Origin of the sequence: Lentimicrobium saccharophilum (assembly GCF_001192835.1) — a bacterium.
GTDB classification, from domain to species: Bacteria; Bacteroidota; Bacteroidia; order Bacteroidales; family Lentimicrobiaceae; genus Lentimicrobium; species Lentimicrobium saccharophilum.
The window spans coordinates 464807-480008 of the sequence record NZ_DF968183.1 but is presented as its reverse complement, the minus strand read 5'-3'; the positions used below and the strand labels follow the sequence as shown (position 1 = coordinate 480008).

Here is a 15202-nt window from a genome sequence, read left to right as displayed (position 1 = left end):
TATTATGAGGTCAATTTGTCTTTATTTTCAGGTACATCAGCCCTTCCGTCTGAGAACTTACCGGTTTTTTGATATCGGAGCCAGTCATTATTATTATGATGAATATCAGAACCGTACAATTATTAAACGGGTTGTTGAACGTTCTTATCTTCCGATGAACGAACTATTGCTGGGCCTCATCAAAGAATACGGAGCCAGGTTCAGGGTCAGCTTCTCCATATCCGGCATCGCGCTCGACCAGTTTGAACTTTACGCGCCTGAAGTTATCCGGAGTTTCAGGAAACTTGCTGATACCGGGAATGTTGAGTTTCTGGCAGAAACTTACGCGCACTCCCTCGTTTCACTCAAGGATGCAGAGGAGTTCCGGTCGCAGGTGAACAGACACGCTGACCGCATTGAACAACTTTTCGGGAAACGCCCGACCGCATTCAGAAATACCGAACTGATTTACGCCGATTTTATCGGTCAGCAGGTATATGATATGGGCTATAAGGTCATGCTTACCGAAGGCGCCAAACATGTACTCGGCTGGAAAAGCCCCAACTTCCTGTATTGCAATGCCGCCAATCCGAAATTAAAATTGCTGCTGCGCAATTTTCAGCTAAGCGATGATATTGGTTTCCGGTTCTCAAATCATAGCTGGATAGAATGGCCGCTGACTGCCGAGAAGTTTACAGGTTGGCTGGCCGCATTTGATAAAAATCAACAGGTGGTGAATATAGGCCTTGACTATGAAACCTTCGGAGAACATCAGTGGCAGGAAACAGGAATTTTTGATTTCATGAAATCGCTGCCAAAACAGGTTTTCTCGTCGACTGATTTCAGCTTCGATACACCTACAGCCGTTGCCGAAAGGCTACAGCCTGTGGCTGCTGTGTCGGTGCCCGTTCCCATATCATGGGCCGATGAAGAAAGGGACCTTACAGCCTGGCTTGGTAATGAAATGCAGGATGAAGCGTTTGACAGCCTCTATGGCCTGCTGCCGCAAATCCGCAATTGCACTGACCCGGATATTCAGAAGGACTGGCTTTATCTTCAGTCCTCTGACCATTTCTACTATATGTGCACCAAATGGTTCTCCGATGGTGCCGTGCACAAATATTTCAATCCGTTCAGCACGCCCTACGAAGCATTTATCAATTACATGAATGTGCTGTCTGATTTTATCACCAGGTTGAAATCAGTTAAAATGCCTGTCATGGCTGAATCTGCTGATTTCAGTGTGCCGGATCCTGCCAAAAAGGCAAAGAAGGTTGTTGCGAAGAAAGCTGCACCCCCAAAGGTTTCAACCCAAAAAAGCGCTGCCGGGAAAACAGCACCGGAAAAGAAGAAGCCTGTTGCCCGGAAAAAGTAACCGGTAAATCTTTATTTCTGTCTGAATTCTTCTTTTAATCCGGCATAAAATGCTCCCCGCTACCGGGTACGAAGGCGATTGCAGGGGTGTCGGGTAACAGTTCAGGTTATGCTTTTACGCTACCTGCGTAATTTTTTGTATTGTCTGATTATGAGTCTTCTGCAGCAAATTCTTGATTCAAGGAAATTTATTTTACGTCTGAATTGAGTTCCGGCCGGAATCAAAACAGGATTTTCGTTTTGCAGAGGCCAACGTTTATTTCATTATTTTTGCACCGCTGAAAAAAGGCTTTGTCGTGAAGCATGATCAATAAGCCCGGAATTCAGCTTTGCTGTGTCAATCTTATGAGAAAGGCGCTGATATTTAATAATCTAATAACTTAGCATGACTGAAAAACTGAAGACACTACGACCCGATTATATTTTTGAAACAAGCTGGGAAATCTGCAATAAGGTGGGGGGCATATACACGGTAGTTTCAACGAAAGCTCCCGGAGTACAGCGGGAATACGAAGACAACTACATCCTTATAGGCCCCGACGTCTGGAAAGAAACGAACCACAACCCCGATTTTATTGAAGACCGTTACATATACCGCTCCTGGCGCGAGTATGCAGAATCCAACGGCCTTCGCCTCAGGATAGGTCGCTGGAATATCAAGAGCCGTCCGATTGTGGTACTGGTTGATTTTACGCCCTATTTTCAGCAGAAGGATAAAATTTTTGCGAAATTCTGGGAATCCTTCCAGCTGGACTCTATTTCAGGGCAATGGGATTATGTTGAGCCGGCCCTCTTTGGGTATGCTGCAGCCAAGGTTATAGAAAGCTTTTACGAGTTCAATATTTCCGCCCATGATCGCATTGTGGCATTATTCCATGAGTGGATGACCGGCACCGGTGTGCTGCACCTCCGTGAGGCGGTGCCGCAGGTAGGATGTATATTTACCACCCATGCCACGGCGCTGGGAAGGGCTGTTGCCGGCAATAATCTTCCGCTGTACGGTGAATTTGCCAGTTATCCGCCCGATGCCGCTGCACGCAGATTTGACATTGTATCAAAGTTTTCACTGGAACGGGCTGCAGCGCAGGCCAGTGATGCATTTACCACTGTGAGCGATATTACGGCGACCGAATGCAGGCACTTCCTTGGTCGTCCGGTTGACCTGGTTACCCCCAACGGTTTCGACGATGGCTTTGTGCCGTCGCCCGCCGAATTCGGCAACCGCCGCGAAATGGCCAGGGTTAAGCTGTTACAGGTTTCCAGGGCGTTATTCAATACCGATCTGCCTGAGGATTCCATGCTCGTGGTGAACAGCGGACGGTACGAATTCCGCAATAAAGGAATCGATATTTACATCGAAGCGCTTGCAGGGTTAAACCGGAATCCTGAACTGAAACGTCAGGTGGTAGCCTTTATTACTGTGCCTGCCAATCATTCAGGTCCTTCGGCTGAGCTGCTGAAACGGCTGAATGAACCCGATTTCAGCAATCCTGTTGAAGGAGTCTACCTTACCCATGGGCTTCACGATGCTGAATACGATCAGGTACTGAACAAGGCCAGGTCGGCCGGATTGCTGAACAAGGCCGGCGACAAGGTTAAGCTTGTGTTTGTACCTTCTTATCTTGATGGAACCGATGGAATCTTCAATTACTCCTATTATGAATTACTGATCGGTTTCGATCTTTCAGTATTCCCGTCCTATTATGAACCGTGGGGATACACTCCGCTGGAGAGCCTTGCATTTCATATTCCCACCATCACAACATCCCTTGCAGGATTTGGACTTTGGATCAGGGAGAAAATGAAGCAATATGAGCCCGGAGCCTGGGTTATTGATCGAAAGGATAATAATTACAATGAAGTTGTAACCTCAATAACTGAAATCCTGTTTAAATTTTCAGGATTTAACGGAAATCAAACTGAAGATGCCAGGAATCTGGCCTGGCAGATATCCCGGATCGCCCTCTGGGATGACCTTGCCGGGAAATACAGGGAAGCATTTTCCATCGCATTGGGCAAGGCACAGTTGCGCGAGGAATTGTACCGCGACAAACGTCAGCCCGATATGCTGATGAGTTTTCCGCTTAAGCAGCACCAGACTCCGGTTTGGCACAAAGTGCTCGTTAAACCCGGGATTCCTGAGCGTTTTAACGGGCTGAAACGCCTGTCGCGAAACCTGTGGTGGTGCTGGAACCACGAGGCTGAAGAGCTGTTCCGCATGATTGATCCTGTACAGTGGGAAACCCTGCATCACAACCCGATCGCGCTGCTTGAATCGCTTACGGTGAAACAGATGCTGCAGCTTGAACGCAATGAAGCATTTGTGAGCAAACTCGACCATGTTTATGAAGAGTTTGAACGCTACATGAAGAAGGGCGCTGAAAAATCCAGACATCAGATCGCCTATTTCAGCATGGAATATGGTTTGCACGACACCGTACAGATATTCTCCGGCGGGCTTGGAGTGCTGGCCGGAGACTACCTGAAGGAAGCAAGCGATTCCAACGCGAATATGGTCGGCGTGGGACTGTTGTACCGTTATGGATATTTCAGGCAGAACCTTTCCATATCCGGCGACCAGATTGATAGCTACAATCCGCAGAAATTTACCCACATGCCACTGAAACCGGTGCGCAACGGTAACGGTGAATGGCTTAAGGTGTCCATCGCCCTGCCGGGACGTAATCTTTACGCCAAGGTCTGGAAACTGGATGTAGGCCGCGTACCCCTCTATCTGCTGGATGCGGATATTGACGAAAACAATGAACAGGACCGTTTCATTACCCATCAGTTATATGGTGGTGACTGGGATAACCGTTTCAAACAGGAATTGCTGCTTGGCGTCGGAGGTATCCGTATGTTAAAGGCCCTCGGATTCAACCCATCGGTATATCATTGCAACGAAGGACATGCTGCATTTATTGGCATCGAAAGGCTTCGCCTGCTTGTTCACGAACAGAAATTCTCATTTGATCAGGCACTCGAGATTGTGAGGGCCACCCAGTTATTTACGACACACACCCCTGTTCCGGCAGGACATGATGCATTCAGCGAAGATGTGCTCAGGGCTTACATACCGCATTATGCCGACCGCCTGAACCTGAGCTGGAATTCATTTATGAACCTGGGCCGTTATGTTGAGGACAAACATGACGAAAAGTTCTCGATGAGCGTGCTGGCCACACGCCTTTCGCAGGAAATGAACGGGGTAAGCCGCATCCATGGAAGGGTGAGCCGCGAAATGTTCCAGGGGATGTTCCCTGGTTACTATCCGGAGGAATTGTATATCTCGCATGTTACCAATGGCGTGCACCTGCCTACCTGGGCTTCGGTTGAATGGAAGGACCTGTATGCCCGTTATTTTGGAGAGGACTTTCTTACTAATCAGCCGGACAGGGCCCGCTGGCAGAAGATAGCTGAGGTGCCTGATGAAGAAATCTGGGCTTTAAGAAATAAGCATCGCAGAAAACTGATCGCTTACCTCCGCAACAGGCTGGGGGAGGACCTGAAACACAGGCAGGAAAATCCCAAGTTTATTATGAAAACGCTGGATAACCTGGATGATAATACACTAACCATTGGTTTTGCCCGGCGTTTTGCCACCTACAAGCGCGCGCACCTTTTGTTCACCAATCCTGAACGTCTCGCTCAACTGGTAAACAACACGGAGCATCCGGTGCAGTTTGTATTTGCCGGTAAAGCACATCCTGCTGATAAGGCCGGGCAGGATCTGATCAAGCGCATCATTGAGTTTTCGAAACAACCCCAGTTTATGGGTAAGGTAGTATTCGTCGAAAACTATGACATGGCACTGGGTGCCCAATTGGTGCAGGGGGTCGATGTCTGGTTGAATACGCCGACACGCCCGCTCGAAGCTTCGGGTACCAGCGGCGAAAAAGCCGTTATGAACGGTGTGGTGAACTTCAGCGTGCTCGACGGCTGGTGGGCCGAAGGTTACAAGCCGAATGCCGGCTGGGCGCTGCAGGAAGAACGTACATACGAAAATCAGCAGTTCCAGGATGAACTGGATGCCGAGAACATCTACAATATCTTTGAAGAGGAGATTATTCCGGCTTTCTATGATAGAAACAGCAAGGGAATTCCTGAAAAATGGGTTTCGTACATAAAAAACACCATCGCCGGAATTTCACCTGAGTTTACCATGAAACGGATGCTCGATGATTATTATAATCAGTTCTACAATAAGCTGATTAAACGCTCATCCATGCTCTTTGCCAATGATTTTGAAAATGTAAGGATGATCTCATCCTGGAAACGCAGAATTCTCCGGGGATGGGAAAGTATTGAAGTGGTCAGCGTGAATGTACCCGACTTAACGCGCAAACCCCTGCGCCTCGGCGAAAATTTTGTTGCAGAAATAGTGGTGAATGTGAATGAACTCAGCGCCAATGATATAGGGCTCGAAGTGTTGTTTGGTCACAAAGTAAATGATGAAGTCAAAAAGATTTCATTCATTGAAGAAATGGCCATTGCCGGCGTTAACGGTAATATTGTGACCTTCTTTATTGAAATCCCGACATTGCAGGCCGGAGTCTTTGATTATGCCTTCAGGTTGTTCCCGCGGCATCCCATGCTGCCGCACCGTCAGGATTTTAACCTGGTGAGATGGATTTCCGCTTCAAACACCTGATGGTTGATTGTGCAGCGTAAATTGTCTGCTTTTTATTTCAGTTCATTGAATAATAAACGAAAAAACGGATTATGAAATTACTTGAAGGAAAAACCGCACTGGTTACCGGAGGTGCCCGTGGTATCGGAAAAGCCATTGCGCTCAGATTTGCAGCTGAAGGTGCCAATGTGGCATTCTCCGACCTGAATTACGATGAAAACGCCATTGCACTGGAAAAGGAACTCGCTGCCCTGGGTGTGAAAGCGAAAGGTTATGCCTCGGATGCAAGTTCATTCGAAGGGAGTGATAAACTGATCAATGATGTTACAAATGATTTCGGCCGCATCGATGTGCTTGTAAACAATGCCGGAATTACCCGTGATAATCTGTTGATGCGCATGACCGAAGCCGATTGGGATCTGGTTATCAAAGTTAACCTGAAATCCATCTTTAATATGACCAAAGCGGTTCAGAAAGTAATGCTGAAACAGCGCAGCGGTTCCATCATCAATATGAGTTCTGTGGTTGGGCTTTCGGGCAATGCGGGGCAATCAAACTATTCAGCTTCAAAGGCCGGCCTCGTTGGATTTACCAAATCCATGGCCCAGGAACTCGGTTCGCGCAGCATCCGCTGCAATGCCATAGCCCCCGGGTTTATCGAGACTGATATGACCGCTAAACTGCCGGAAGATGTCCGCAAGGCATGGATAGAAGGTATTCCCCTCAGGCGCGGCGGGAAACCGGAAGATGTTGCCGATGTCAGCCTGTTCCTTGCCTCTGACCTATCTTCTTATGTAACTGGTCAGGTGATCAGCGTCTGCGGTGGAATGCACATGTAATTCACCATTTGGACGAAAGCCGGAATTAAAGCCGATCACCTTGGTTTTATGTATCCTGTGATGACCGGTTTCTTTACCGGATCCGTAATATTCTGATATTGACAATCGCCGCACGCATGCGGCTTTTGTTCTTTTGTGCCTCCCGGTAGTTTAATCCCGCATTTTGCTTTTCCGCTTAAGTGCTTCCTAGCTCCCCTGTAAAAAATCAATCAGGTTATAATATGATAATCTTGATTTTTTATATTTTTGTGTATCTTTAAAAAATCAGTCACCTATGAAAAAGTTAATTCTCTTGCTGATTGGCTTATTTGCCGTTGCCAGCGCCATGCCGCAGAATTGTGAAGCATATTTTCCAATGAAAAGCGGCGCATTCCTTGAAACAAAGAGTTATAATGCCAAGGGTAAACTAACCGGTACCAGTCGTCAAACCATTCTTTCGGTGAATGAAACGGCTGATGGTACAGTTATCAGGGTGAAAAGCGAACAACTTGATGAGAAAGACAAGCCTGGTTTTGAACAGGAACTTGAAATGAGATGCAAGGGCGATGTGTTCTATATGGATATGAAAAATTTCCTGGATCCTTCAACCATGGGCGGCATGAAAGAAATGGAGATGAAGGTTGACGGCCTGGACCTTGAATATCCGGGAATGCTGCAACCCGGACAAACCCTGAACGATGGAAATATTCAGATCAGCTTTGTGTCTTCGGGAATGACCATGATGACCATGTCGGTTAAGATTTATAACCGGAAAGTTGAGGGCATCGAATCTGTGACCACTGCCGCCGGAACTTTTGAGTGCTACAAGCTCTCTTTTGATTCTGAAGTGAAAACGATCCTGAAAATGACCACTAAATCAGTGCAATGGATAGCCAAAAATGTTGGTGCAGTGAAAACTGAGACATACGATAAGAATGGTAAGTTGTTAGGAACTACAGAACTGACGGATTTCAGGCAATAAAGTATTACGATAATCAGGTCAGGGTTGCACCCTAAAGCCGGGATGCAGCCCTGATTGTATAATGGATAAGCCGCAACTGTAAATGATGTGCGCTTTTTTCAGAAATTTGCAGTTGCTATGATCAATCCTGCTATCCCCGGTTTTCAACTTATCTCCGGATATCCTCTATGGTTTGTCCCATTATGTCTGCTGCTCGGTGCCGGAGTTGCATTGGTGCTGTATTATAAGAACACCTCTGAGGATTTCCCGCGTTCGCTGGTGATTTTCCTTTCTGTATTGCGGTTTCTTTCGGCCTCACTGATTGCTTTTCTGTTGCTGTCTCCAATGATAAAAACCATTTCCCGCACCACTGAACTGCCCGCGGTGATCATAGGAATTGATAATTCCAGGTCTATGGTTCTGGGAACTGACAGCTTATTCCAGCAAAACCAGCTGCCTTTGATGCTCTCGCAACTGAGAGAAGAACTAAAAGGCAGGTTTGAAATCTATAATTATGCCTTCGGGCAACAGGTAACAGAAAGTGAAGTTGCAGATTACCGGGATGAATTGTCTGACATAGCTTCTTTCTTTTCAGAGATCAATGCCCGTTTCTACAACCGCAATGTAGGTGCAGTTGTACTTGTATCAGACGGAATCTACAATTCGGGCAAAGATCCCCTGTATGCAGCGCGTGATGCCGCTTACCCGGTTTATACCATCAATGCCGGCGATACCACTGTGAAGCGGGACCTCATCATTCAGCGGGTTAATTACAACAGAACCGTATTTAAAGGGAACCGCTTTCCGGTTGAATTGGTTGTTCAGGCACGTGATGCGGGAGGAATGAGTGCTGAAATGAAAGTAACTTCCGAAGGCAGTGATGTTTATTCAACGAAACTTGATTTTTCATCAGATAATCAGGTTCGTACAATCTCATTTTCAACAGAAGCCAGAGAGCCAGGTATTAAAAAATTCAGGATAACCGTGGATGCTGTTGAAGGAGAAATCAACAAAGCGAATAATATACGAGAAATCTTTATTGAAGTTAAGGAAGGAAAACAAAAGATCGCTATCGTCGGCAACGCCCCTCATCCTGACCTGGCTGCCCTGGAAAGGGCGATTGACAATGGTAACAATTTTGAAGCGGATCTCTTTTTTGCCGATAACCTGAAAACGGACCTTTCCGGATATAACCTTTTTATCCTGCATCAGGTGCCATCATTGACCAATGCAGCAATCGGCCTTACAACAGCATTGGCCGGACAAAAAGTTCCGGTGTTGTTTGTGTTGGGGTCTCAGTCTGATATCCCGGCTTTTAACAGACTGAAAACCGGTTTAAGTTTAATCGGACAGGGAAAATCAGGTAATGAGGCGCTGCCCGTATTCAACAAGGATTTTACCCTTTTTGTTACGCCTGAACATATCACTTCCCTGCTAACGACGGTTCCGCCGCTCCTGAGCCCTTTTGCACAATACCAGCAGTCAAACGCGGTTAATGTGCTGGCATACCAGGGTATCGGGTCAGTCAGCTCCGGAATGCCACTGATCCTCTTCAGTCAGATTGCCGAAATCCGCTACGGCGTTATCGCAGGAGAGGGAATCTGGAAATGGAGATTTCACGATTATCAGGTTAACGGGAATCACATTGCATTTGATGAATTCACGGGTAAGCTTTTACAATACCTCTCCGCCGAGACAGACCGTAACCGTCTGAAACTGACCTGGAGAAACACTTATGCTGAAAATGAACCAATTGAGTTCAACGCATTGCTGCTGAATGAAAGCGGGGAAATGGTCAATGATCCGGAAATCGATCTCACCATAACGGGGGAAGATGATAAAGTCTATGATTTCACATTTTCAGCCATGAATGAAGGTTATTACCTCAATGCGGGCAATCTTCCACCGGGATTATACCGGTTTACAGCCACTACAGGTTCCGGTGCCGCTGCATTGCGGAGGGACGGGAGTTTTACTGTAACAGCACTCAACCTTGAGGATATAAATACAATTGCCAATCATCGCCTGCTGAATGCCATAGCAGCTCAAACCGGAGGAAAATCATTAAAACCGGAAGAGACCGGTGAACTTTTACCTCTGCTTAACAGCAGAGAAGATGCAAAACCTGTAATTTACTCGCGAAAGCACTTCACTGACCTGATCAGCTTCATTCCATTGCTGGCACTGATTATTCTTGTTCTTGGCACCGAATGGTTTCTGCGCCGATTTAATGGTAGTTATTGATGCCCTGTCGCGTTCAGCGAAAAGGAGTTTGCAAGCCGTTTTGTGATTATAGTTTGAAGTGTGCTTTTAGATTTAACCCGTTTTCCCGTTTATGGACAACCTGGTTTTCTTACTTCTTCTCGGATTGGTAATTGCCGGATTTGTTCTTGAGCAATTGCTTTCCTTTCTCAACAACCGGTCACGGGCAAATGATGTCCCCCCTTCGATGAAGGAAATATATCCCGGAGATAAGTATTTAAAATACCGAAGTTACAGACAGGAGTCCTACCGCTTTGGCGTGCTGTCATCCTGGTTCTCTTTCCTGCTGATAATGATAATGTTATCTTTTGGATTTGTAAAGCTTGATGAATGGGTCAGTACTCTTTCTGACAGTGCATTACTGCAAAGCCTGCTTTTCTTCGCTGTACTTGGATTGGCGTCAGACCTGTTGTCCACGCCTTTCGATGTTTATGATACTTTTGTCATCGAGCAGAAATGGGGATTCAACAGGATTACTCCGCGGCTTTATATCAGCGACAAGCTGAAATCATGGCTGTTGGGGGCCATACTTGGCGGAGGAATGCTGAGCCTGGTAATATGGCTATACACCCTGGCCGGAACCTCCTTCTGGTGGATGGCCTGGGTGGTCATTTCACTGTTCTCTGTTCTATTTACCCTCTTCTACTCTTCGCTTATTGTGCCATTGTTTAACAGGCAAACCCCGCTTGAAGAAGGTGAACTCCGGTCAAAACTGAATGAACTTGCGTTCAGGACCGGTTTCAATGTCGCAAATATTTTTGTAATTGACGGATCGAAACGGTCAAGCAGGGCAAACGCCTATTTCTCGGGATTTGGTTCGCGCAGGCGGATTGTTTTATTCGATACGCTGATTCAAAACCATACTGCGGATGAGATTGTGGCTGTGGTGGCCCACGAAACAGGGCATTACCGTAGGAGGCATATTCAGAAAGGACTGTTTTTTTCTGTCCTTCAAACCGGACTGATTCTGTTTCTGTTCTCCTTAATTATTGATAATCAGATAATTTATAAATCTTTGGGAAGTGAACGGATGCCTTTTCATCTTGGGTTGATCGTTTTTTTAGTTTTGTACAGCCCGGTTTCCGCAATTATTTCATTGGGCGCAAATTGTATCTCGCGACATCACGAATTTGAAGCTGATTACTTTGCAAAATCATTTGCAGGCGGGGCTTCACTTACAAAAGCCCTGCGAAAACTGGCATCGGAGAATATGGCCGACCTGACTCCGCATCCCCTTTATGTCTTCTTTAACTATTCTCATCCACCGTTGGCTGAACGGTTAAAGCGGTTAGAGTAATGCTAATGTGATTATTTTCCCAGCGAAGACCTGAACATGTTGGCTGTCATAAACGCCAGTGTCTCAATTGAATCAATTTTACGTGCGCTGTTGAAATCGCGCGTGGCTGACCAGCTGTTTCCGGCTTTCTGGTTTGCATGGCCCCGGTAGAGATAGGCCCAGAGGTTATCGGGACTCAGATCAAGGCAAACCGTAAAATCTACAATGGCACCTTCGTAATCCTTGATAAGCAACTTGTTGTATCCGCGATGAAAATAGGCCGCAGAATAGGTGTTGCTTTTATTGATGGCCGCATCGCATAATGCGATAGCCCTGGTGTATTGTTTCTGCTCCGTAGCGTTTATGGCTGCTTTAAGATAATCAGAAGCATCCGCCTGAGCCGATGCTGAAATGCTGACCAGAATTAAAAGTGGAATGATTATGGAAAAGTATTTTCTCAACATAAACAACAGAAAATAGATTAATGTAAAAGTAATCAGAAATTCAATAACTGCAGAAAGCTTTTTTTGCCCGGTAAATACCCGGTTCTATTGCTGTCGGTGCATATCCTCAATTAGCGACATTTTTATGACGGATAAACCGATTATAAGTTACATATTGATGGAATTTTGGTGAGATTATCGCCGTAAATTGCGGTTGTTTTGGAATGATGCCTTTTTTGAACTGAATTTGCGTTTGCCTTATGTATGAAATTGAAATACAATAATATAGTGCCTTTATTTGTTAATGCGCTGAAGCGTATCGCAAAATTTTTCTACCGCTTATATATCAAAATGCCGGGCAGGGAGATGAAGTGGTGGAAGAAACTGCTTTTATGGTCCGGAAGGGTTGTACTGTATCTGCTTACACTGGCTCTGGCCGTTGATATCAATCTTTTCGGTCTTTTCGGGTCATCTCCTGAATTATCGGACCTCAGAAGTCCCGAAATGAATATAGCTTCAGAACTCTATGCGGCGGATGGTACCCTTATAGGCAAATATTATCTTGAAAACCGTTCACCTGTAGATTTCACCGAACTTCCTCCTGATCTTGTAAATGCACTGCTTTCTGCAGAAGATATCCGTTTTTATAGTCATTTCGGGATTGACCTCAGGGCAACGGTTGCCGCTTTCTGGAGTACGGCAAGGGGAGACAGGAGAGGCGGAAGCACCATTACGCAGCAACTTGTCAAGAACCTCTATAAAACGCGCGACAATCGGAGCAAAGGATTACTGCGAAATGTATCCGGCATCAACACGGCCATTTACAAATTAAAGGAATGGATAAGTGCCGTTAAGCTGGAATATTACTATACTAAGAACGAAATTCTTACCTTGTATCTCAATACCGTTGATTTTGGAAGTCTTGCTTTCGGTATTGAAGCGGCATCACACACTTTTTTCGATAAATCACCCTCTGAACTCCGTACTGAGGAAGCTGCCTTACTTGTCGGACTTCTCAAAGCGCCGACCTATTACAGTCCGGTTTTAAACCCGGGAAATGCCCTAAGGCGCAGGAATAACATTCTCGCTCAGATGGAACAGTATGGCTTTATTGATCTGAAAACCAAAGATTCACTGGTAAAGCTGGATTTGAATCTGTCGTACCGGAAAGCTGGGCCTGAAAAAGAGGAAACCGGCTATTTCAGAGAGGCGGTCGCCCGCAGTCTTGAGGATTGGGCCCGTACTTCAGGATACAATATTTACACCGACGGACTTAAAATATACACTGCACTTGACCCATTGTTGCAGCAATATGCCGAACAAGCTGTCCGCTTACATATGAAGAATCTGCAAGCAAAATTCTTTGAACACTGGAAAGATATGAACCCCTGGGTTGACAGTGATGGCATGGAAATTCCGGATTACCTGGAAAAGCTTGCCGTTGAAACTCCGCATTATGAGAGTTTGTATGCCATGTTTTCAGGGAATGCTGATTCGGTCAGAAAATATATGAACCAGGCGAGGAGGATGAAAATCTATACTTCATCCGGTAGCAGGGATACGCTGCTGAGCCCGATGGATTCTTTAAGGTATTACCGTCACCTGCTGAACACGGGTTTTGTCAGCATCGATCCCGCCAACGGGTATGTAAAAGCCTGGGTCGGTGGAATCGATTACCGTTTTTTCAAGTATGATCATGTGAACCAGGCAAGGCGTCAGCCGGGATCGCTTTTCAAGGCTTTTGTTTATACTTCCGCATTTGAACAGGGTTTAGGGCCATGCGACAGACGCGCTGATCAGCCGGTGAGTATCAGGTATACCGAAGACGGCGAGCAGCGGGTTTGGTCGCCGCATAATGCCGACTGGGTATTTACGGGACAAAATATTACCCTGAAGAGTGCTTTTGCAAGGTCGGTTAATTCAGTTGCCGTTCAGCTTACCAAAGAAATGGGCTGGGATGCAGTGATTGAAACGGCAAAGCGAATGGGAATAAAATCTCCGCTTAATTCAGTGCCTTCTGTTTGCCTGGGCTCCGGTGAAGTTACCTTGCTTGAAATTGTGAATGCATACTGCGCATTTGTAAATGGCGGCCAGCTCAACGAGCCGGTCTTTGTAACAAAGATCGAAGATGTGAACGGGAGGGTAATCTTCAGTCATAAATCGGTACCGGAGAGCGTTATTTCGGAAGAGGATGCATTTCTTATGAGTGTAATGCTCAGGTCGGGACTTCAGGAAGCCGGAGGCACTACACAGGGATTATGGGAATATGATCTTTTCAGGTATGATACGGAATTCGGAGGCAAGACAGGTACCTCTTCAGATTTCTCTGATGGATGGTTTGTCGGGGTTACCCCCAGGCTGGTCAGTGGCGTCTGGGTAGGAGGGGAGCACAGAAATACCCGCTTCAGGACCTCCCGCCTAGGTGAAGGTCTCCGGACAGCATTACCGGAATATGGAATATTTATGGAAATGGTGCTCAAAGACGAGCGCCTTCGATCATACCGGGGAAAATTTAAAAATCCTCCGGCCGGAGTATCACGAAATTATCAATGCAAATCAGCTGACAGTGACAGTGATGCTGCCGGAGCCGTTACCGGACCCGCCGGCAACGATTCATTGCCGGTTTTGCCCGTCCCCTGATGATCCGGTTCAGCTTTCAGAACGACGCCTTTTTTCGGGTTGCATATGGTAAACATCTCAAGACTTAGAACAACTGCGAATTCATGTTGTATCAAAGGATGCCTGAAGGGCAACTGGTCTGCATCCGCTTTGTATATTTTTCTTAAGTATTTAATATTCAATTTATTGTAGTCTCGTATAAGGTAAATTGAAGAATGATTATGCCGTATTTTATGTACGCATGGCTTTTATCTGTAATTTTGCACGGTTATTCAACATAGTGGCTATCCTCTTTGTTGGCATTGCAAACTTTCAAATTTCTCAGAAAATGGTTATTTCAAAAAACAAAGTGGTGTCACTTACCTATGAACTTAAGTTGGACAACGCAGAAGGCGAAGTGGTAGATATGGCGGATGCTGCACAACCGCTTGTATTTCTTTACGGAGCAGGCAATATGTTGCCGAAATTCGAATCAAACCTCGCTGAACTCAAGGCAGATGATAACTTTGAATTCACGCTGAGTTCTGATGATGCTTATGGCCCTGTGATTGAAGAAGCAGTGGTTGATCTTCCTATAGATATTTTCATGGTTGACGGAAAAATTGATCCGGATATGCTGTTTGTGGGCAATGTTATTCCTATGCAGGACAATGAAGGAAGGCCTCTGGACGGAACCGTGGTTTCCATTTCGGATGATAAGGTAAAAATGGATTTTAATCACCCTATGGCAGGCAAGACCCTGCATTTTACCGGTAAAATTCTGGAACTGCGGGAGGCAACCGCGGAAGAGATCAGTCATGGACATGTTCATGGCCCTCACGGACACCATCACTAAAGATT

9 protein-coding genes are annotated in these 15202 nt (G+C 46.1%); 8 read left to right on the top strand and 1 reads right to left on the bottom strand.

The genetic code is table 11. The features are described 5' to 3' along the window. Positions 1 to 4: 4 nt before the first annotated feature. From TBC1_RS13905 to TBC1_RS13880, 6 genes are all read left to right on the top strand, one after another. Positions 5 to 1354, top strand: a complete 1350-nt coding sequence (locus TBC1_RS13905) for a glycoside hydrolase family 57 protein (RefSeq protein ID WP_062044173.1) — start codon at positions 5 to 7, stop codon at positions 1352 to 1354. A 384-nt stretch (positions 1355 to 1738) separates the two neighbouring features. Further along, positions 1739 to 6004, top strand: a complete 4266-nt coding sequence (gene glgP, locus TBC1_RS13900; protein ID WP_062044171.1) for an alpha-glucan family phosphorylase — start codon at positions 1739 to 1741, stop codon at positions 6002 to 6004. 71 nt (positions 6005 to 6075) lie between these two features. Next, positions 6076 to 6822 carry a 3-oxoacyl-[acyl-carrier-protein] reductase gene (gene fabG / locus TBC1_RS13895; RefSeq protein ID WP_062044169.1) on the top strand — a complete coding sequence of 249 codons (747 nt, stop codon included), beginning with the start codon at positions 6076 to 6078 and terminating at the stop codon, positions 6820 to 6822. A 274-nt stretch (positions 6823 to 7096) separates the two neighbouring features. Next, the gene (locus TBC1_RS13890) at positions 7097 to 7783 is read left to right on the top strand and encodes a TapB family protein (protein ID WP_062044167.1); all 687 of its coding nucleotides are present in this window, start codon (positions 7097 to 7099) and stop codon (positions 7781 to 7783) included. A gap of 117 nt (positions 7784 to 7900) precedes the next feature. Further along, positions 7901 to 10006: a hypothetical protein gene (locus tag TBC1_RS13885; RefSeq protein ID WP_062044165.1), complete on the top strand. Its 2106-nt coding sequence runs from the start codon at positions 7901 to 7903 to the stop codon at positions 10004 to 10006. 91 nt (positions 10007 to 10097) lie between these two features. Further along, positions 10098 to 11321 (top strand): M48 family metallopeptidase, encoded by a 1224-nt coding sequence (locus tag TBC1_RS13880; protein ID WP_062044162.1) that lies wholly within the window; start codon positions 10098 to 10100, stop codon positions 11319 to 11321. Between the two features lie 11 nt (positions 11322 to 11332). Here the strand turns inward: TBC1_RS13880 and TBC1_RS13875 are convergent, their stop codons facing one another. Beyond that, the gene (locus TBC1_RS13875; protein ID WP_062044159.1) at positions 11333 to 11764 is read right to left on the bottom strand and encodes a tetratricopeptide repeat protein; all 432 of its coding nucleotides are present in this window, start codon (positions 11762 to 11764) and stop codon (positions 11333 to 11335) included. A 267-nt stretch (positions 11765 to 12031) separates the two neighbouring features. On the opposite strand from TBC1_RS13875, the gene TBC1_RS13870 reads away from it, so the two are divergent. Then, positions 12032 to 14383 (top strand): penicillin-binding protein 1A, encoded by a 2352-nt coding sequence (locus TBC1_RS13870; RefSeq protein WP_172668905.1) that lies wholly within the window; start codon positions 12032 to 12034, stop codon positions 14381 to 14383. A 307-nt stretch (positions 14384 to 14690) separates the two neighbouring features. Continuing rightward, positions 14691 to 15197: an FKBP-type peptidyl-prolyl cis-trans isomerase gene (locus tag TBC1_RS13865; protein ID WP_062045587.1), complete on the top strand. Its 507-nt coding sequence runs from the start codon at positions 14691 to 14693 to the stop codon at positions 15195 to 15197. Positions 15198 to 15202 lie beyond the last annotated feature (5 nt).

Bases quoted from the DNA above. Each gene is read 5' to 3' on its own strand.
- TBC1_RS13905 (WP_062044173.1), top strand. From the start codon at position 5: ATGAGGTCAATTTGTCTTTATTTTCAGGTACATCAGCCCTTCCGTCTG.
- TBC1_RS13875 (WP_062044159.1), bottom strand. From the start codon at position 11,764: ATGTTGAGAAAATACTTTTCCATAATCATTCCACTTTTAATTCTGGTC.
- TBC1_RS13885 (WP_062044165.1), top strand. From the start codon at position 7,901: ATGATCAATCCTGCTATCCCCGGTTTTCAACTTATCTCCGGATATCCT.
- glgP (WP_062044171.1), top strand. From the start codon at position 1,739: ATGACTGAAAAACTGAAGACACTACGACCCGATTATATTTTTGAAACA.
- TBC1_RS13890 (WP_062044167.1), top strand. From the start codon at position 7,097: ATGAAAAAGTTAATTCTCTTGCTGATTGGCTTATTTGCCGTTGCCAGC.
- fabG (WP_062044169.1), top strand. From the start codon at position 6,076: ATGAAATTACTTGAAGGAAAAACCGCACTGGTTACCGGAGGTGCCCGT.
- TBC1_RS13865 (WP_062045587.1), top strand. From the start codon at position 14,691: ATGGTTATTTCAAAAAACAAAGTGGTGTCACTTACCTATGAACTTAAG.
- TBC1_RS13880 (WP_062044162.1), top strand. From the start codon at position 10,098: ATGGACAACCTGGTTTTCTTACTTCTTCTCGGATTGGTAATTGCCGGA.